The sequence below is a fragment of the Escherichia sp. UTM R2 genome (genome assembly GCF_048593455.1).
Taxonomy (GTDB): Bacteria; Pseudomonadota; Gammaproteobacteria; order Enterobacterales; family Enterobacteriaceae; genus Escherichia; species Escherichia coli.
This window is the reverse complement of the sequence record NZ_JBFWDY010000002.1, coordinates 2,285,650-2,305,535: the sequence shown is the minus strand read 5'-3', so window position 1 is coordinate 2,305,535 and position 19,886 is coordinate 2,285,650. Positions and strand designations below refer to the sequence as shown.

The 19,886-nt window shown below is 50.4% G+C and carries 17 protein-coding genes and 1 pseudogene; 3 read left to right on the top strand and 15 right to left on the bottom strand.

Annotated elements, in window-relative coordinates; all coding sequences use genetic code 11:
- The first annotated feature begins 12 nt into the window (after positions 1-12).
- A complete protein-coding gene (fdnH, locus tag AB4H76_RS11990) occupies positions 13-897 on the top strand; it encodes a formate dehydrogenase N subunit beta (RefSeq protein WP_001240582.1) in 885 nt (294 codons plus the stop codon).
- A complete protein-coding gene (fdnI, locus tag AB4H76_RS11985) occupies positions 890-1,543 on the top strand; it encodes a formate dehydrogenase-N subunit gamma (protein WP_000045648.1) in 654 nt (217 codons plus the stop codon). The genes fdnH and fdnI overlap by 8 nt, the downstream gene beginning before the upstream one ends.
- Positions 1,544-1,771: 228 nt before the next feature.
- Here the strand turns inward: fdnI and AB4H76_RS11980 are convergent, their stop codons facing one another.
- The 5 genes and pseudogenes from AB4H76_RS11980 to bdm form a co-directional block, all read right to left on the bottom strand.
- Positions 1,772-2,056: a HigA family addiction module antitoxin gene (locus tag AB4H76_RS11980; RefSeq protein ID WP_000781370.1), complete on the bottom strand. Its 285-nt coding sequence runs from the start codon at positions 2,054-2,056 to the stop codon at positions 1,772-1,774.
- Between the two features lie 145 nt (positions 2,057-2,201).
- Positions 2,202-3,212 (bottom strand): annotated as a pseudogene (gene adhP, locus AB4H76_RS11975) (alcohol dehydrogenase AdhP).
- Between the two features lie 133 nt (positions 3,213-3,345).
- Entirely contained in the window at positions 3,346-5,043 is a 1,698-nt protein-coding gene (gene maeA, locus AB4H76_RS11970) for a malate dehydrogenase (RefSeq protein WP_000433476.1), read from the bottom strand.
- A 156-nt stretch (positions 5,044-5,199) separates the two neighbouring features.
- On the bottom strand, positions 5,200-5,337 hold the full coding sequence (gene sra, locus AB4H76_RS11965) for a stationary-phase-induced ribosome-associated protein (protein WP_000841554.1): 138 nt from the start codon (positions 5,335-5,337) through the stop codon (positions 5,200-5,202).
- A 101-nt stretch (positions 5,338-5,438) separates the two neighbouring features.
- Positions 5,439-5,654 carry a biofilm-dependent modulation protein gene (gene bdm, locus AB4H76_RS11960; RefSeq protein WP_000495771.1) on the bottom strand — a complete coding sequence of 72 codons (216 nt, stop codon included), beginning with the start codon at positions 5,652-5,654 and terminating at the stop codon, positions 5,439-5,441.
- A 344-nt stretch (positions 5,655-5,998) separates the two neighbouring features.
- Between bdm and osmC the strand changes: the two genes are divergently transcribed.
- Positions 5,999-6,430 (top strand): peroxiredoxin OsmC, encoded by a 432-nt coding sequence (gene osmC, locus AB4H76_RS11955; RefSeq protein WP_000152305.1) that lies wholly within the window; start codon positions 5,999-6,001, stop codon positions 6,428-6,430.
- Between the two features lie 55 nt (positions 6,431-6,485).
- On the opposite strand, the gene AB4H76_RS11950 is transcribed toward osmC, so the two are convergent.
- The 10 genes from AB4H76_RS11950 to gadC all read right to left on the bottom strand — a co-directional run bounded on the left by AB4H76_RS11950 (position 6,486) and on the right by gadC (position 19,871).
- A complete protein-coding gene (locus tag AB4H76_RS11950; RefSeq protein WP_001285555.1) occupies positions 6,486-7,412 on the bottom strand; it encodes an oligopeptide/dipeptide ABC transporter ATP-binding protein in 927 nt (308 codons plus the stop codon).
- Entirely contained in the window at positions 7,405-8,391 is a 987-nt protein-coding gene (locus tag AB4H76_RS11945; protein WP_000193546.1) for an ABC transporter ATP-binding protein, read from the bottom strand. Before AB4H76_RS11945 ends, AB4H76_RS11950 begins: the two co-directional genes overlap by 8 nt.
- Positions 8,388-9,284, bottom strand: coding sequence for a D,D-dipeptide ABC transporter permease (ddpC, locus tag AB4H76_RS11940; protein WP_000979613.1), 897 nt, complete (start codon positions 9,282-9,284; stop codon positions 8,388-8,390). Before ddpC ends, AB4H76_RS11945 begins: the two co-directional genes overlap by 4 nt.
- A complete protein-coding gene (locus AB4H76_RS11935) occupies positions 9,281-10,303 on the bottom strand; it encodes an ABC transporter permease (protein WP_000145123.1) in 1,023 nt (340 codons plus the stop codon). The genes ddpC and AB4H76_RS11935 overlap by 4 nt, the downstream gene beginning before the upstream one ends.
- Position 10,304: 1 nt before the next feature.
- Positions 10,305-11,855 carry an ABC transporter substrate-binding protein gene (locus tag AB4H76_RS11930; RefSeq protein WP_000830550.1) on the bottom strand — a complete coding sequence of 517 codons (1,551 nt, stop codon included), beginning with the start codon at positions 11,853-11,855 and terminating at the stop codon, positions 10,305-10,307.
- A 13-nt stretch (positions 11,856-11,868) separates the two neighbouring features.
- The gene (gene ddpX, locus AB4H76_RS11925; RefSeq protein ID WP_001285835.1) at positions 11,869-12,450 is read right to left on the bottom strand and encodes a D-alanyl-D-alanine dipeptidase; all 582 of its coding nucleotides are present in this window, start codon (positions 12,448-12,450) and stop codon (positions 11,869-11,871) included.
- 257 nt (positions 12,451-12,707) lie between these two features.
- Positions 12,708-15,107, bottom strand: coding sequence for an oxygen-sensing cyclic-di-GMP phosphodiesterase DosP (gene dosP / locus AB4H76_RS11920; protein ID WP_024179168.1), 2,400 nt, complete (start codon positions 15,105-15,107; stop codon positions 12,708-12,710).
- 24 nt (positions 15,108-15,131) lie between these two features.
- Positions 15,132-16,514 carry a diguanylate cyclase DosC gene (gene dosC, locus AB4H76_RS11915; RefSeq protein WP_000426292.1) on the bottom strand — a complete coding sequence of 461 codons (1,383 nt, stop codon included), beginning with the start codon at positions 16,512-16,514 and terminating at the stop codon, positions 15,132-15,134.
- Positions 16,515-16,885: 371 nt separating this feature from the next.
- A complete protein-coding gene (locus AB4H76_RS11910; RefSeq protein ID WP_000350395.1) occupies positions 16,886-18,205 on the bottom strand; it encodes a family 10 glycosylhydrolase in 1,320 nt (439 codons plus the stop codon).
- A 130-nt stretch (positions 18,206-18,335) separates the two neighbouring features.
- A complete protein-coding gene (gene gadC, locus AB4H76_RS11905; RefSeq protein WP_000246019.1) occupies positions 18,336-19,871 on the bottom strand; it encodes an acid resistance gamma-aminobutyrate antiporter GadC in 1,536 nt (511 codons plus the stop codon).
- Positions 19,872-19,886: the final 15 nt, after the last annotated feature.

The following is a 19,886-nucleotide window of genomic DNA, read 5'->3' as shown; positions in this document are numbered from 1 at the left end:
GGGGGCGAACAGATGGCTATGGAAACGCAGGACATTATCAAAAGGTCCGCAACTAACTCCATCACGCCGCCTTCTCAGGTGCGTGATTACAAAGCAGAAGTCGCAAAACTTATCGACGTTTCCACCTGTATCGGTTGTAAAGCCTGTCAGGTGGCGTGTTCGGAGTGGAACGACATCCGTGATGAAGTGGGGCACTGCGTCGGGGTTTACGATAACCCCGCCGATCTGAGCGCCAAGTCCTGGACGGTGATGCGCTTTAGCGAAACCGAACAGAACGGCAAGCTGGAGTGGCTGATCCGTAAAGACGGCTGTATGCACTGTGAAGATCCGGGCTGCCTTAAGGCGTGCCCGTCTGCTGGTGCAATCATTCAGTACGCTAACGGGATTGTCGATTTCCAGTCGGAAAACTGCATCGGCTGTGGTTACTGCATTGCCGGGTGTCCGTTTAATATTCCGCGCCTCAACAAAGAGGATAACCGGGTATATAAATGCACGCTCTGCGTCGATCGCGTCAGCGTCGGCCAGGAACCGGCTTGTGTGAAAACCTGTCCGACCGGGGCTATCCACTTCGGCACCAAGAAGGAGATGCTGGAGCTGGCGGAACAGCGCGTGGCGAAACTGAAAGCGCGTGGTTACGAACATGCTGGCGTCTACAACCCGGAAGGGGTCGGTGGTACGCACGTTATGTACGTGCTGCATCACGCCGATCAGCCGGAGCTGTATCACGGTCTGCCGAAAGATCCGAAGATCGACACCTCGGTAAGCCTGTGGAAAGGCGCGTTGAAACCGCTGGCAGCGGCTGGCTTTATTGCCACTTTTGCCGGGTTGATTTTCCACTACATCGGTATTGGCCCGAATAAGGAAGTGGACGATGACGAGGAGGATCATCATGAGTAAGTCGAAAATGATTGTGCGCACCAAATTTATTGATCGCGCCTGTCACTGGACCGTGGTGATTTGCTTCTTCCTGGTGGCGCTGTCCGGGATTTCGTTCTTCTTCCCGACGCTGCAATGGCTGACGCAAACCTTCGGTACGCCGCAGATGGGACGCATTTTGCACCCGTTCTTCGGCATTGCGATTTTCGTCGCACTGATGTTTATGTTTGTGCGTTTTGTGCATCACAACATCCCGGATAAGAAAGATATTCCGTGGCTGTTGAACATTGTCGAAGTATTAAAAGGCAATGAGCACAAAGTGGCGGATGTTGGTAAGTACAACGCCGGGCAAAAGATGATGTTCTGGTCGATCATGAGCATGATTTTCGTGCTGCTGGTGACCGGGGTGATTATCTGGCGTCCGTACTTTGCGCAGTACTTCCCGATGCAGGTTGTTCGCTACAGCCTGCTGATCCACGCGGCTGCCGGCATCATCCTGATCCACGCCATCCTGATCCATATGTATATGGCATTTTGGGTGAAAGGATCGATTAAAGGGATGATCGAAGGGAAGGTAAGTCGTCGCTGGGCGAAGAAACACCATCCGCGCTGGTATCGTGAAATCGAGAAGGCAGAAGCGAAAAAAGAGAGTGAAGAAGGGATATAATCTCTTTTGAACTTTAAGCTGAAAATGGCGCTGTAAAAGGCGCCATTTTCATATTGTAGACAACGTAGGCTTTGTTCATGCCGGATGCGGCGTGAACGCCTTATCCGGCATGAAAACCCTTCAAATCCAATAGATTGCAGTGAACGTGTAGGCCTGATAAGCGTAGCGCATCAGGCAATGTTGCGTTTGTCATCAGTTCTAAATGGCGCTTTATAAAGTGCCATTTTTTTATTGCGTAACCAGACGGCGTAATCGCGACACATCCACTGTTTTTTCTGCCTCTGCCAGACTCCAGGCGTTTTGCAGATTCAGCCACATTTGCGGCGAACTGCCGATCACCACGGAAAGTTTAATCGCCATTTCTGGCGTCAAAGCTGCTTTTCCTGTCAGCAATCGGCTTGCCGTTGAGGGAGCAATTTCCATTGCTCTGGCAAACTCGCGCAGGCTGACATTAAGTTCGTCCAGTGATTCCTGAATAATGTCCCCCGGGCGGGGATGATTGGCCATTTTCATTAGTGTCTTTACTCTCAGTAGCGTTCCTTCACTGGGAACACTATCATTATTGTTCCTTCCTACGCAACAATAATCCATTTAGCCATTTCATGTTGGAGAGTGTGCGATGCTGCGACCCGAACATGGCAGTCGCAGCAAAGGCCTCTTAGTGACGGAAATCAATCACCATGCGGCCACGGATTTTGCCTTCTTCCATCTCAGTAAAGATGGTGTTGATGTCCGCTAACGGACGCAGGGCGACTTTCGGCACCACTTTACCTTCGGCGGCAAACTGGAAGGCTTCAGTTAAATCCTGGCGCGTGCCGACCAGCGAACCGACCACTTCAATACCATCCAGCACAAGACGTGGGATATCCAGGCTCATAGACTCCGGCGGTAGACCGACAGCCACAACACGACCGCCTGCACGGACAGCATCAACTGCCGAGTTAAACGCAGCTTTAGCTACCGCTGTTACCACCGCAGCGTGAGCGCCACCAGTTTTCTCCTGCACAATTTTGGCGGCGTCTTCGGTGTGTGAGTTAATCGCTAAATCTGCGCCCATTTCGGTTGCCAGTTTTAACTGCTCATCATTGACATCAATGGCGATCACTTTGGCGTTAAAGACATTCTTCGCGTATTGCAGGGCGAGGTTACCCAGACCGCCAAGACCGTAGATAGCAATCCACTGCCCTGGACGAATTTTTGACAGCTTAACGGCTTTGTAGGTGGTGACTCCCGCACAGGTAATGCTGCTGGCCGCCGCCGAGTCCAGACCATCTGGCACTTTTACCGCGTAATCGGCGACCACGATGCACTATTCCGCCATCCCGCCATCAACGCTGTATCCGGCATTTTTAACTGAACGGCAGAGCGTTTCGTTACCACTGTTACAGTATTCGCAATGACCGCATCCTTCGTAGAACCACGCCACGCTGGCACGATCGCCTGGTTTTAATGAGGTGACACCTGGACCCACTTCTGCCACCACACCGATGCCTTCATGGCCCAGAATTACGCCGGTTTTGTCACCAAAATCGCCATTCTTAACATGAAGATCGGTATGACATACACCACAACACTCCATTTTCAGCAGGGCTTCGCCATGTTTCAGTGAGCGCAGTGTTTTATACGTAACGTCAACATGATGATCCTTCGTAACAACTGCAGCCTTCATAGTTCCTCCTTTTCGGATGATGTTCTGCATAGCAGGTGAGGCAAATGAGATTTATTCGCCACTACCCAGTATGGATGAGATCTGAAAAAGGGAGAGGGAAATAGCCCGGTAGCCTTCACTACCGGGCGCAGGCTTAGATGGAGGTACGGCGGTAGTCGCGGTATTCGGCTTGCCAGAAATTATCGTCAATGGCCTGTTGCAGGGCTTCGGCAGAGGTTTTCACCGCCACGCCTTGCTGCTGCGCCATTTTGCCAACCGCAAACGCAATTGCGCGGGAGACTTTCTGAATATCTTTCAGTTCCGGCAGTACCATACCTTCGCCGTTCAGCACCAATGGTGAATACTGCGCCAGCGTTTCACTTGCCGACATCAGCATCTCATCGGTGATACGTGACGCGCCGGAAGCAATAACACCCAGGCCGATGCCCGGGAAAATAAAGGCGTTGTTACACTGGGCGATAGGGTAGATTTTATCTTTCCATACCACTGGATTAAACGGGCTGCCCGTGGCGACCAGCGCGTTACCTTCGGTCCAGGCGATAATGTCCTGCGGTGTGGCTTCCACGCGTGACGTCGGGTTAGACAGCGGCATCACGATCGGACGCGGACAGTGTTTATGCATCTCACGGATGATCTCTTCCGTAAACAGCCCGGTCTGTCCTGAGACGCCAATCAGAATATCTGGTTTTACATTGCGCACCACATCCAGCAGTGACAGCACATCGCTGTCGGTATCCCAGTCACTGAGGTTTTCGCGCTTCTGCACCAGTTTGGTCTGGAAAGGCAGCAGGTTCGGCATCTTGTCAGTCAGCAAGCCAAAGCGATCGACCATAAAGACTTTCTGCCGCGCCGCTTCCTCGCTTAATCCTTCGCGCTGGGTCTGGGAGATGATCATTTCGGCAATGCCGCATCCCGCTGAACCTGCGCCAAGGAAGACGATTTTTTTCTCGCTTAACTGACCACCTGCCGCGCGGCTTGCTGCGATCAGTGTGCCGACTGTTACCGCCGCAGTGCCCTGAATGTCATCGTTAAAAGAACAAATTTCATTGCGATAGCGGTTAAGTAACGGCATCGCATTTTTTTGAGCAAAGTCTTCAAACTGCAACAGCACGTCTGGCCAGCGTTGTTTCACAGCCTGGATAAATTCATCAACGAATTCATAGTATTCGTCGTCAGTGATACGCGGATTACGCCAGCCCATATACAGCGGATCGTTAAGCAGCTGTTGGTTGTTCGTTCCGACATCCAGCACCACCGGAAGGGTATACGCCGGGCTGATGCCGCCACAGGCGGTATAGAGCGACAGTTTACCGATCGGAATGCCCATCCCGCCGATGCCCTGGTCACCAAGCCCCAGAATGCGTTCACCGTCAGTCACCACAATCACTTTAATATTATGGTTCGGCACGTTTTGCAGAATATCGTCCATATTGTGCCGGTTCTGGTAAGAGATAAACACGCCGCGTGAACGGCGGTAGATCTCAGAAAAACGCTCACAGGCTGCGCCGACGGTTGGGGTATAAATAACAGGCATCATCTCATCAAGATGATTGTTTACCAGACGGTAGAAGAGGGTTTCGTTAGTGTCCTGGATGTTACGCAGGTAGATGTGTTTGTCGATTTCGGTTTTGAATCCCTGATACTGGATCCATGCTCGTTCCGCTTGTTCTTCGATGGTTTCGACCACTTCCGGCAGTAACCCCAGCAGGTTGAAGTTACGGCGTTCTTCCATGCTGAAGGCACTGCCTTTATTCAACAACGGAAATTCCAGTAGTACAGGGCCAGCGTAAGGGATATAAAGCGAACGCTGTTTTTTTGTTTTTGGTTCCATGTCACTCACTCTTTTTTGAATATCCATCCCTGGGGGGCTTTTATCGTCTTTGCTTTACCGCCAGGGCGTCGGCCTCAAGTATAAAGCAGATAAAAACAAAAACACCATTGCGCAGGCAATGGTGTTTAATCGTCATTGAGGACTGATGGTTATGAATTACTTTTCAGCGGGGCGTTTTCTGCCGGTTGGGTTATTTACTACGCTGGATTTGTCACCTTCGGTAACTATTTTGCGCTGGTTAGAAATTTTATGGTCCAGTCCAAGAATATGACGTGCCTGACGGTTCGATTTCATTTTAACTCCTCAATCCTGTAGCTAGTTTTAAGGACAACATCGCCGTAGCGAAGAAACACGTGCTAAACCCCTAAATTAGGTTGCCGATCAAGCATAGCACCTTAAAGCGTAGGGTGCTGGCCACTGACCACATAATTGATCGTTTGCTGGTAGATATCACTGAGGATGTCGTTATCAGAAGCTTCAACCCATTTGGTCAGCTCCATGAGAATGTCATCTTCAGTGACAACACCATGCTGTGCCCGAAGGCCTTGCTCAATGGCATTAACCAGAGCGGGTTCTGCTGTTGAATTTTCTGCCTGATAATAAGTAAACATAGTGATTCTCCGTGTCTGTGTATTTATGGTGTCTGCTACGGATCGCAGATTTATAAAGCACATTCAGCATGGCAAATATTTGCCGCTTCGTTGTTAAGATTAGTCCTGGTTGATGATTTTTATATTTTAACACCATGATATTCATAGGGATTGTGATTGGTATGATCCGATTAATATTGATACAATATCTTTTGGGTTATATATTCCCGGTAATCTATTGTGGGAATTTAATTTAAGTGCAGAAGTAATATTTTCGCCGGATTTTATTCGGAATATCCTGCTTATCCTCGTGCTGTTTCTCACGTAGTCTATAATTTCCTTTTTAAGCCCACAGGAGAGCAACAATGACAATCCATAAGAAAGGTCAGGCACACTGGGAAGGCGATATCAAACGCGGGAAGGGAACAGTATCCACCGAGAGTGGCGTGCTGAACCAACAGCCGTATGGATTTAACACGCGTTTTGAAGGCGAAAAAGGAACCAACCCTGAAGAACTGATTGGCGCAGCCCATGCCGCATGTTTCTCAATGGCGCTTTCATTAATGCTGGGGGAAGCGGGATTCACGCCAACATCGATTGATACCACCGCCGATGTGTCGCTGGATAAAGTGGATGCCGGTTTTGCGATTACGAAAATCGCACTGAAGAGTGAAGTTGCGGTGCCGGGTATTGATGCCTCTACCTTTGACGGCATAATCCAGAAAGCAAAAGCAGGATGCCCGGTCTCTCAGGTACTGAAAGCGGAAATTACGCTGGATTACCAGTTGAAATCGTAAAGCATTGCCGGATGACGCGTCAGGCGCGTGAATGCCTGATGCGTTGTTAGCATCTCTACAGTGCCCGCCAGCACCGGATCTCACGTCCGTCCTCCCTTATTGTTAATGATTGCCGGACTTCACATCCGTGGGTTGCCAGCGGGCAACGTTCGCGGAGAAAACAGCCTTGCGGCAACGTGCGGTTTCCCGGCAGATCCGTTTTACGTAATGCCCATTCTTCCTCCAGCGGTTTATCAATGGCGGGGAGGGAGTCCAGCAATAATCGGGTGTACGGATGTGCCGGAGCCGTCAGTACCTGTTGCGCGCCGCCCAGTTCTACAATCTGCCCGAGATACATCACCGCTACCCGATCGCTCATATGACGAATCACCGAGACATTGTGTGAGATCAGCACATAGGTCAGCCCGCGATTTACCTGTAGCGTTACCAGTAAATTGAGGATCTGCGCCTGCACGGAGATATCCAGCGCTGAGGTTGGCTCATCAAGCACAATCACGTCAGGCTGCGAAGAGAGTGCTCTGGCAATGGCGATGCGTTGCCGCTGCCCGCCGGAGAACGCATGAGGCAGGCGGTCGAGATACTCCGGACGAATACCCACCTGCACAGCCAGCTCCTCTGCCAACGCCCGCCGCTGTTGTTCACTACTACGCTTAGCTATCCAGAGCGGTTCTGTGATGATGCGCCACACCGGTAAGCGCGGATTAAGCGAAGAGAGCGGGTCCTGAAACACCATCTGCATAATGCGTTGTGATCCTGAACGGATGTATTGCCCGTGGCTCGGTTGCAGCATACCCATTAAAAGCTGTGCGAGGGTGCTTTTGCCGCAGCCTGACTCACCGACGATCCCTAAGGTTTCACCACGGCGGATCTGTAAATCAATACCATTAATCGCATGAACATGTTCCGTAGTTTTACCAAGCCAGTTTTTACGGGCCGGGAAATTGATATGGACGTCGCGTAACGTTAATAACGTGTCAGACACTTATGACCTCCTGCTGCGGATACCAACAGGCGCAGCGCTGGTTGTTGTCACCACACGCTGTCAGCGCCGGGACGTTTTCACACTGTGCACCTGCCGCATAACAACGATCGCGAAAAGCGCAGCCGTCAGGCAAATGGGTGAGATTTGGTACCGTCCCTGGAATGGCGGGTAATGGCTGGCGCGGTATTCCATGTTCTGGTGCGCATTGCAGCAAACCAATGGTATACGGATGCCGGGGATGATGGATAACGTCTGCCGTCACGCCGCTCTCAATCACGCTTCCGGCATACATCACGTAAACGCTATCGCACAGTTGCGACACCACGGCCATATCATGGCTGATGAACAGCACCGCAGTTCCACTGGCTCGAGCTTTATGTTTAAGCAAACGCAGTACCTGCAACTGTACCGTGACGTCCAGCGCCGTAGTCGGTTCGTCGGCAATAATCAATTGCGGCTCGCAGGAGAATGCCAGCGCAATCATTACCCGCTGGCGCATACCACCTGAAAGCTCAAACGGATAGCGCGACATAACTTCCACGGCATCCGGGATTTGCATCTCTTCCAGCAGGTCAATCGCTTTAGCTCTGGCTTCCCGACGACTTATTGGTTGATGATGGCGGATCACGTCCATCATCTGAAGACCTATTCGACGTGTCGGATTGAGGGCGGTCATCGGTTCCTGAAAGATCATCGCCACTCGTGCGCCGCGCCACTGACGAAGCTGTTTTTCCCGCGCGTTAAGAACATCTTCTCCCAGCAGGGAAATCTGCCCCCGATGTACGCAATAACTGCCCGTCGGTAGCAGACGCATAATCAGCATTGCGGTGACTGATTTACCTGAGCCGGATTCTCCCACCAGACCGACAATTTCACCGCGGTTAATCTGCAAGGACACATTGTTGAGCGCGTGAACATCACCGTTAAAACCGGGGAAACTCAAATGCAGTTGTTGAATGTCCAGAACGGGTTGGGTCATGACTGCTTTCCTCCTGCTTTCGGGTCAAGCAGATCGCGAATACCATCACCAAAGAGATTAAACCCAACGGCGGTAAGCAAAATCGCTGCCCCCGGAAATGCGCAATACCACCACTGATCGAGTACATAGTTGCGACCATTCGCTACCATCGCGCCCCATTCAGCACTCGGTTGTTGAGCACCCAGGCCAATAAATCCCAACGTGGCGGCCATTAAAATCGCGCTACCGATATCCAGCGATGCCTGCACGATCAGCGGCGGCAGGGAGTTACGTAAAATATGCCAGCTGATCAGATGCCAACGCGACGCACCAAAGGTTTTCGCCGCCTGAACATAGGTATACTGGCGTACAACTAATGCTTGCCCCCGCGCCAGGCGCACATAAAAGGGAATTCGCACAATAGCAATAGCCAGCATGGCGTTAAACAAACTCGGCCCGAGAGCGGCAGCCAGTGCCATTGTCAGTACCAACGAAGGAATCGACAGCATAATGTCCATGATGCGCATGATGATGGCGTCTGCGCGTCCGCCAAGCACACCGGATAGACATCCGAGTAGCGAACCAATCATACCCGCAATGGCGACCACCACTAATCCGGCGAGAATTGATTGCTGACTGCCGACCAGTACGCGGCTGAACAGATCGCGTCCCACTTCATCGGTGCCAAACCAGTGCGCCGCAGAAGGCGGCAAAAGGCGGGCGGTTAAATCAATGGCGTTGGGATCATGCGTCGCCAGCCACGGTGAAAAAATCATCATCAGTAGCATTAATACAATGATGACTGCGCCGGTCACGGTGAGCGGACTGCCTTTCAGCATCCATACCAGTTTTGCACCGTTAAATCGCGTTTGTTTTTGTGGGCGTACGGCGGACGTTTCCTCGCTTAGCATCATTCACCACCTCCACGTCCGATACGCGGATCAATCCACAAATAGAGCAAATCCACCACCAGGTTGACCAGCACATAAGCAAATGAAACCACGACGGCAAAGCCCATCACTGCCGGGAAGTCGAGCGCCTGTATTGATGTTACTACCCATGCACCCATTCCGGGCCAGGCAAAAACGGTTTCGGTGAGCACTGCGCCATACAACAAATCGCCCAGCGCCAAACCCAATACGGTAATCGATGGGATCAACGCATTGGGTAGCGCATAACATAAAACGATATACCAGCCGGGCAAGCCGCTGGCCCGGGCGGTACGAATGTAGTCTTCACTCAATTGTTCCAGCATCGCTGAGCGGATCTGGCGAGCGACAATTCCCAGGTGAACGAACGCCAGCGTTAATGCCGGTAAGATGAGATGTTGCAACGCATTGAAGAAGACTTCACCGTTGCCTTCAAGCAGCGCATCGAGCAGATAAAAGCCGGTAACGTGCGTTGGTGGATCCAGCCAGTCATCAAGCCTTCCGCCGCCGGGAAGAATTTGCAGATGACCATAAAACAGCACAATGACGCCCAGCCCAAGCCAGAACGCAGGTGTGGAGATTCCGGTAATGGCCATTATTCGCACCAGATGATCCAGCCAGCGATTTCGCCAGACTGCAGAGAGTATGCCCAGCGGGATGCCAATCAGGAGTGCCAGCAGCAGGGCACCAAAAGCCAGCTCTAGCGTCGCCGGGAAAAATATACGCAACTCTTCCAGCACCGGACGCCCGGTACGAATGGATGTTCCCAGGTCACCATGAAACAGGTCGCTGACGTAGCGGTAAAACTGTACATACAGTGGCTGGTCCAGTCCCAGTTGCTGGCGAATATTTTCCACGATAGCATCGCTGGCGCGGTCACCCGCCAGTAACCGCGCCGGATCACCAGGGATCAGATGCGAGATAATAAACGTAATCACGCAGACGCCCGCCACCACGAGCACCAGCCCCCAGCAGCGTTGGCGTAAAATACTCCAGAAGGTCACGTTATTTACTCATGGTATTGATATTGAAGACCTGTTCCAGCATGGGATTGAACACAAAGCCTTTCACCTCTTTGTTCATCGCCAGTTGGTAGTTTTTCTGGAACAGGTACACATAAGCAGCGTCATCAATGACGATTTTCTGTGCCTGCTGGTAGTCCCGGGTACGCTGCGTCTGGTCGGTGGTCGCAAGCGCATTGCGCAGTAACTTATCGACCTCACTGTTTTCATAGAACGAGCGGTTACCCGGCAGACCTTTTTTGTCTGACTCAAACCAGTAATTCATAAACATATACGGGTCGGCAAAATCCGGACTCCAGTTGCCAATCGCAATGTCGTAATCACCTTTACCCACTCTGTCGCGCATGGTGGCGTTCGCCAGCTTTTCCAGCTTCACAATGATGCCCAGCTTGTTGAGACTGGATTGTGTCGCCAGAGCAATAGGCTCCCAGTTCGGATCGTTATCGGAGTAGAGAAACGTCAGGCTGGTGGGTTTGCTCGTCACTTTATCCCATTCGGCTTTGGCTTTCGTTTCGTCATGGTTGTATTGCATTGCCGTCGCATCGTAGCCCCACATGCCTTCCGGAATCGGGCCGCGCATCTGTTTTCCGTTACCACTCAGAATGCCGTTAACCATGCCCTGATAATCGGTAGACCAGGAAATGGCCCGACGCAGATCCGCCTGATTAAGAGGCGCTTTGCTGTTATTCAGATACAGATAGGTAACGCGCAGTGACGGATACTCTGCCACATTGACTTTATTTTCCTGCTTCAGGGCGTTGAGTTGATCCACCGGCAGCGCATCGGCAATGTCAATGTCGCCACGGGAGAGCTGCAGGCGACGGGAGGCACTTTCACCAATAATTTTTACCGATACCCGTTTGAAGTTCGGTTTATTGCCTGGGTAATGCGGATTTGGCACCAGAACTAATTGCTGACCTTTTTGCCAGCTTTTCAGCATAAATGGTCCGGAACCGGCGGTATTTTGCGCGAGGAAGCCGCGAGCATCATCCGCTGCATGTTCCTTTAAGACCGCCGGATTGATAATGGATGCACCGTCATTCGCCAGCGTGTAGAGGAACGGTGCGAATGGTTGGCTAAGGGTAAACTTCACCGTATGTTCGTCGGGAGCATCAATCTTTAAATCTTTGGGAAATGCTTCTGCTGGCCCCTGGCCGATTTTTAGTAGCCGCTCAAAAGAAAGTTTTACTGCTTCGGCAGTGACAGGTGTGCCATCGGCAAATTTAGCATTATCTTTCAGGGTGAACGTCCACTCTTTTTGATCGTCAGACGCTTTCCAGCTACTTGCCAGATCGCCTTCAACGTCGGTTGAGCCTTTATCACCGTCCGTTTTGTACTGAACCAGCCGCTGATAAGACGGGTAGGTCACTGTCCAGTCGTTATTATCTATTGTTACCGCCGGGTCGAGGGTTTGTGGATCGGCGGCCTTACCAATCACCAGCATATCTTTTGGTACGGCGGCGTGCGCAACCGGGAAATTTGTGGCAAGGACGAGCGCGAGCAATGTGGGACGAAACGATATCGATCTCTTCATGACAGTTTCCTGATTAACTGACGTGCTGTGTGCCAGGGGATATAAAACAAGAGAATTGATCAGTGAGCAGTGGGTAACTCGCTGCCTGGGGTAATTCGAAGTGCCACCATTCGCTGGAGATACCGACAAAACCGCCACCAGTCATAATCGCATTCAGCAACAGCCGATTGCGCTGAGCGGCGGGCGGGACGGAAGGATGGTAAGCATGGGAACGTTCGTGCATTTCATCGAATCCTGCGCCCATATCGAGGATGTTCCCGTGCTCATCACGAAGCGTCAGGTCGATCGCCGTGCCACGGCTGTGATTAGAACCGACCGTCACATCAACAACATATTGCGGGTCTGGGCAGGCTTGCCACAACATCGCCTGTGCTTGTTGTGGGCGATACGCGTCGTAAATCACCAGTTGTAAGCCTGAGAGCTGGGCGATACTGATACTTTTCGCCAGCGCGGTAATCGCATCCTTGTGTAACAGACAACGCGCTTGCTGGTAAATAGCTTTACCTGTGATGTTATCAGCGCAGGCGTATTTCAATTCGATCTCCAGATCAGGGAAGATCACGGCTAAATCAACCAGTTCGGTGGTATCCGACATAAACGGTTCCTGTATAAGACAAAAATTGCTGCGCTTTCCGCTTATGCAGATCTCATGCCATGCCGGGATAAGCGCCAGAATGCTGGCTTAAAGTTTTATTTTTTAACTTTTGATCAACATTTGTGCAGCGTAGTGCAGTTTTGGTGCAAGAGGGGAAGTTAAGGAAGGAATCTCCCGGAATCGTAGCTGAAATCACAGTATTTAAGTGACAGTGTCACGTTAAATGAAAACCCGCGAGTGCGGGCGAGAGGAATTTGTCAGATTTTCAGCGGTAACACGCTGCTCATCCAGCCTGGAATTTCTTCGGCGGGTAGGGGGCGGGAAAAGAAATATCCCTGAATAACGCGACAGTGGATCTTGCGTAGCATCTCAAATTGCTCTTTGGTTTCGACGCCTTCCGCCACGACGGTTAAATTGAGGCTTTGCCCAATGCTGGTAATGGCTTCAAGTAAGGCAAGGATGCGTTTTTCCGTCAGACAACGATCGACAAAACTTTTGTCAATTTTGATTTCCGTTACCGGAAGACTGACTAAGCGGGATAATCCGGAAAAGCCCGTGCCAAAATCATCTACCGATAAGCCCACGCCCATATCGCGCAGGATCTGAATGCGCTTAAAGATTTCGGTATCGTGTTCCATCATCATGCTTTCCGTGATTTCCACCGTCAGCTGGTGGCCGTCAATACCCCAGGCTTGCATTGCATCAGACACCTGATTAGGCAGCTGATTACTGCGAAAGTGCAGTGCCGACAAGTTAACGGAAAGCGCCGGGATATGAATATTCTGGCTACGCCATTCTGCTAACTGACGGCAAGCTTCCGCGATGACCCAGCGCCCAATATTTTCGATTTCACCAATCTCTTCTGCGAGAGGAATAAACCGTGAAGGGGGCACATGACCATGCAGGGGATCGTGCCAGCGAGCAAGGGCTTCGATGCCGTACAGTTCACCCGTTTCTGCGAAGATTTGCGGCTGGTAAACCAGTTTCAGTTGGTTATTGCTAATCGCTTCTTTCAGCGCTGCGCCTAAAAACAAACGCTCTTTTACCATTTCGTTCATCGCCGGGCTGAAGAACTGCCAGCCGTTACCGCCATTCTTGCGAATATAATCCATTGCATTGTGAGCAGTGGAGAGCAAGTAATCGCGGTTTTTACCCACGTCGTAGCTGATGCCAATACTCAAGGTAAGCGGGAAGGGTTTATCGTCAATCATTATCGGCTTGCTGACCACATTCCGTAGCTCATCGGCGATTTGGGTAATGTTACTGACGTCGTTTTCGAGGCTCACGAGGACAAACTGCGTACCTTCGATACGACAGAGATACTGATCCGGTTTGAGTTTTTCACGAAAGCGATTGACCACTTCCAGCAATGCCTGATCGGCCCACGCATAGCCAAGGCTATCAATCACATCCTGAATATGGTCAACACCGATGAGATACACCACGGGAGAGACGGCTTTGTCGACCAGGTCATCGAGGTAATTGTGCAGGTTATTGCGATTTGGCAGACCGGTCATCGGATCAAATTGGATGAGTTGTTCAATATGCTGACGGCTTTTTTCCTGTTCCAGCGCCAGCGCGGCCATATGCTGGCTGATATCTGCCACGCGTTCGATAAAGGCGCTGGTTTCTGCTCCTGACGAGGTTTTAATTTGCAGGATCCCCGCAGGCGCGCCATCACGCTGACGAATGGTCGCTGACCAGCTTTGCGCATTTTGAATTTCTGCACCGTGGGAAGATGACGCCCAGTGTATCGGCATCCCGTTGCGCAGTGCGAACAGCGAAACATGCGATTCGTTGAGTACAGATTCGATGTTACGACAAATGATTTCCCCCATTTCATGAAATGGCGGGCTGCTGCACATGGCGGCGAGAATATTGCCTTCAAGCTGGCGGATTTGCCGTTCTTCGGTGATATCCGAGAAAGTCATTACCAGGTTCTGCAGATGCGCGAGCACGTCATAAACCGGGCTGATAGAGGCTTTAATCCAGATTTTTTCACCGGTGCGCGTCAACAGCAGAAATTCGTCCTGATCGCGGGCGGTTTTCCATAGCAACTGTTGTAAACGAATGCGGTTATCGGCAGGGAATTCAGGAATGTTCAGGAGTGTATCGGGCTGCATACCGCTGGCTTCGCTAATGCAGTAACCAAACATTTCGGTAAATGCGCGATTGCACTGCACAATATGGCGTTCCGGATCGAGGACAATCACCGGTCGGTCGAGATGGTCAACGGCAATAATCAATTGTCGGGTCTGTTCTTTTTGCGCCATTTCTACGCTGGCATCCCGTACCAGCGCCAGGTAATAAACTTTCCCCTCGGCGCTCACTTTCGATAGCGCAAAACGGGTCCAGATTTTACTGCCGTCTTTTTTCTCCAGCTGCAGCTCCCGACTCATCCCCTCGACGCGCGCTTTACCGCCTTCACGGTTGTGACGAATATATTCAGGATGCGCAGGACGCAAATCCCGCGGAATCAGCATATCAATGTTATTGCCAATGACTTCTTCACGTTTGTACCCCCAGAGCTTCTCTGCGGCGGGGTTGAAAAACATCACTTCATCATTTTCGTTAATTAACACCGCACCCATCATATTTTGCTCAAGGGCGGGGAAAAAAATGCCATCGGCGGCATTATCCGCATCGGTTAGCTTCATGATTACCTCTGCATCCTGGCGCATCTAAAGACTGGCTTTCCAGAGTTCAACACGGTTTCTACCTCGTCTTTTGGCGATATACAGAGCTTCATCGGCTATTTGAATGAGGCGCTCATAGTCAGGATGACCATTAAACATGGCGGCACCGATGGAAAGTGAGAGGGCAATATCCTCGCCGTTTGCGGCTTTCAGTTTGGTTTTCTCCACCCGACTGCGAATACGTTCTGCGGTACGTAACGTTTCGTTTTCAGAAGCTTCAGTCAAAACAATGATAAATTCATCGCCCCCGTAGCGAAAAACATAATCACTACTGCGGACGTTGTCATAAAAGGCCTGAGAGACTTTACGCAGAATTTCATCGCCAGTGTTATGGCCCCACGTATCGTTGATCTCTTTGAATTTATCAACGTCAATAATCAGCACTGACAGCGGTGTACCGGTCCGGTTGGCATGGGCAATTTCGCGTTTGAAGATAGTCGGCAGGAAGCGGCGGTTAAGTAATTTCGTCAGTACATCCATACCGACTTCGTGGCGCGATACTTCTTCAAACAATTCACGCAGCAAGGTAATAATTTGCGATACAGTATTTCTTATCTGTAATAAAAATTTCACCCGCAGACTTCTGTTATTCAAATTCCTGGTGTTACGCATGGTTTGATTGAATATACCGTCGAAATCCTGAATCAGACGGGAGATATGGCCTACTTCGGCAATGCCACTAAAATAATGTCGACCTTTATGGTTAAACCACAGGCCAAAATCAGCCTGGCTTAAAGGCAAACTACTGCCTAAATCAGAATCCAGCAGGATTTTATAGATAATATCTATTTCCCATGAAAGTATTGAGGCTATTTGCCGTTCTTTTTCTTCTTCGGCGTTTTCCAGCAACGAGAAGATACGATAGTTTTCATCTTCCTTTGAGGCACTACTGTCACTAAAGGTAAACGCGCGGGTCATCACTTCCATCGCGATATCAATACTGTTAATCGAGAAATGATAGACCTGAAGTTTTTCTGCGGCGGAATAATCCGAAGAGAAGATTACCGGATAGAGGATTTTTTTCAGCACCCGAAACCCCATCTCGACAATTTCTACCGGAATTCCTATGCGGGCATGCACTTCCGCGACGGTATGCTGGATTTGTATTAGCCTTTCGACATCGTCAACCTGGGCAGAAAGCACGTTAATAATCCAGCGTTCCATCGCACTTTTCAACTGCCGCTCAACTTGTTCATTACTCAAGAATTCTTCGGCATGCGGGTCGATGCGGACAATTCGATAAAACTCGATACTCAGATAATGAGCATGCGCAACGGCAATTTCCGCGGCTTTAGCACGAATGGGCGGATCTGCCTGTTCGACAAGTCCGGTCCACTCATCTTTCATTCTTTTAAAATACATCTCCATAATTCACACCCTTATAAGGCTGGGAAATCAGACGGAATCAAAACGCAACGTGCGAGATCGACTAACTGCACCATATTCTCCTGAAATATGAAGATATACTGAAAAGAAATAAGCGACTTAGGACAGTTTCAATCTACGCTACTGTTCTTCAGAAGAGTATAGCCCATCGTAATTATTTTTCGGTGACAGCGAATATCGTATGGTTTTTCATATTCATACATTTTTATTAGGGATTTATAGCTGTTTAACTAAGTGTGGTTAATTGCGTGGTTAATTTGACTTATGTAAGCATGATTACTAGTGGGATATTTCACAAGGTGTAACAAGCCGGTGGGTAAAGCACCGGCTTGTTACAAAGTAAGCATGGGAGTTTAACTGCCCCAACGACTTTGCAGATAGCTGACCGCTTGTTGAGTCTGCGGTTTATTCAGATAGTCCTCACGGAACAAGATGGTGCCGCTAATTTCTGGTACCGCATCGTTAAGATCGAGCTGCTTTTTCAGTTCCGGTACGCCGCCGTTAATCATCCAGTCTGGCTCTATCTTTGAAGGTTCACCCACTTTATAGAAGGCGATACCGATATACAGGCGGGTCCTGGTCGGTTTAACGACATCCGCCCACCATTTTGCCAACACGTCATAACGCGCGGCACTCCGTGAGAACGGCCAGTAAATTTGGGGAGCAATGTAATCCAGCAATCCTTGTTCCACCCATCGACGGGTGTCAGCGTAGGATTCGTCATAGGCTGCCGCGCCTCGGGTATCGGAACCGAGCGGATCGTGTGATCGGTTACGCCACACGCCTGCCGGGCTAACGCCAAATTCGACTCCCGGCTTAATGCTTTTAATGGTGTGCGATACCTTTGCAATTAACTGCTGAGTATTGTTGCGCCGCCAGTCTGCTTTTGACGCAAATGCGCCTCCGTATTTACGGTACGTTTCGTTATCATTTAGCCGTGAACCCGGTGACTCAGTATAGAAATAGTCGTCAAACTGCACGCCATCTACCGGATAGCGGGAAACCACTTCTGCGACTATTGATGTGATCCAGTCCTGAACCTCAGGGATGCCCGGGTCGAGGACAAAGCGATCGCCAGACGTTCTGATCCAGTCACGGTGTTGCACATAGACGCTCGCCGGTTGTTGAGACAGAGTGCTATTCAGTTCCCTGATAGTACCGGGCTTCGTATTAACCGATACGCGATAGGGGTTAAACCAGGCGTGTACTTTCATCCCACGCTTGTGGGCTTCGTCGAGCATAAATTGCAGCGGATCGTAACCCGGATTTTCACCAATCTTACCGGTCATAAGATCGGACCACGGCAAAATTTTCGATGGCCACAGGGCGGTACCGTCCGGCTTGACCTGGAAAAAGACCGTGTTTATGCCGAGACGTTGCAGATGATCCAGTTTGTCGATCATCGCCTGTTGTTGTACACGGGCCCGGCTGGTGGGGTTACTAATGTTAACCGAGGAAACCGGTGGCCAGTCGAGCCGAGAAACCGTGGCCAGCCAGATGCCACGCATCGGTTGTGACGATTGTTGCGTCGTGGCTGGTGGCTTTGAACCTGCTGGTGGTGTCACCATGGACTCTGGAGGCGTGCTTTTACAACTACACAGTAAAAGTGCCAGTGCAACTAGTATCGCTGGTCTTCTAATCGTTAATTTCTTGTTTCGGGAGCAGATATCCATATGTGCTGGTTTCCGGTAAACAGATGTGCGCTCATTCTCGTACTTATCCCGGTTAAGTCAATACGACAGCAAGCACGAAAAAGGGAGCGATGACTTATCGCTCCCTTGTCTTATAACCATTCAGACATGGTTAGTGTTTCTTGTCATTCATCACAATATAGTGTGGTGAACGTGCACGCGGGTGCAGGAAGAAGTGACCTTTTGGTGCGTTCTGACTGTTGATTGGCTCCAGAGTGACGCCGGTATTCGCTTTGCCTTTACGATCATGAACAGCATAGAGAATAAAGGGCAGGGCAAGTACCACCAGGAAACTAACAACCAGTAATTCAACATACATATCGGTAGAATCACCCTGGATGTTATCCGGCGGCAGGAAGGAAACAATAAACGCCATAATTGAAGTCAGCAGACCGACAATTGCCACGACCAGTTTCACCCCTTTACCACCAGGGATATTAAATGTGCGTTTTAAGTCAGGATGTTTAAGAACCAACACAATGTAGCCAATAAACAGCATGAAATAAGCACACAGATAAATCACCACCGTCAGCGCCAGTGCGATCAGGAAGGACATGTTGTTACCGCCACCGGTATTGGTGAGGATGATCAACGCGATAGACGTAATCACCAGCTGCGAAATGACCAGCGTTACCGGTACGCCATTTTTGTTCATTTTAGCGAATGCCGCTGGCAGCAGGTTTTTCTGCGCTGTGACATACATCCCGCGAGAAGGACCAACAATCCAGGAGGCGATTTCCGCCAGAACACCCAGCAACAGCAGTGCGGAGATCACGCGAACCGTCCACTCAATTTCTGGTGCCACATGGGACATCAGAACGGTAAAGGTTTGCATTACCCCTGCGGAGAGGTTGATTTCATTACCCGGAATGACCATCGCAATAGACAAACCACCAACAGAGCTTAAGCAAATTGCCGCCACCATCAGCAGTAACATAGCCAACGGATAGTCGCGCCCTGGGTTGCTCATTTCATTGACGTGGGTTGCGGATGCTTCTACGCCCATATAACTCAAAATGAAGGCAACAAATACTACCAGGGTGCCCACTTTAGAGAAGTCAGGGAAGAAGGTCTTCGAATCCATTTCGATAGCAACGGGGGCACCGGAGTGCAGATAAATAGCCGCTAATGCGATCAAAATAAATGCAGGTAACAGGATACCGGCGAAGAAGCCAACTTTAGCAATTCGCGCCGTGTATTTCGTGCCACCAAACTGCGTTAATGCCAGCGCCCAAAGAATGATGAGTGCTGCAATAGTTTTGGTAATGGGGTCTTCATTCAGCGCTGGCCATTTCAGGATGTAGGAGAGTGCCCCTAACACGAAATAGAGCATCGGAATAAAACCAATGGCGATTTGCAGATAGCCAAATGAGATCGCTGCAAATCCCCATCTCGGCCCCAGAGTATTTGATACCCAGGCGAAGACACCACCTTCTTCCCAGCCGTCGACGGTGGCCATTTCCGCAGCACAAAGTCCCACGGGAATAAACCATAAAATCCCGCCTAATAGCAGGAAGAAGACTAATGAAAAGCCCGATGTTGCGAAGGTAGGGTATTCATAAACAGCCATTACCATCGATGCCGTTATGGCAAAGAATCCAAGTAATGTGAGCTGCTTAGCTTTACCTGTCTGTACTGATGTAGCCATATTATCCCCCTAAAA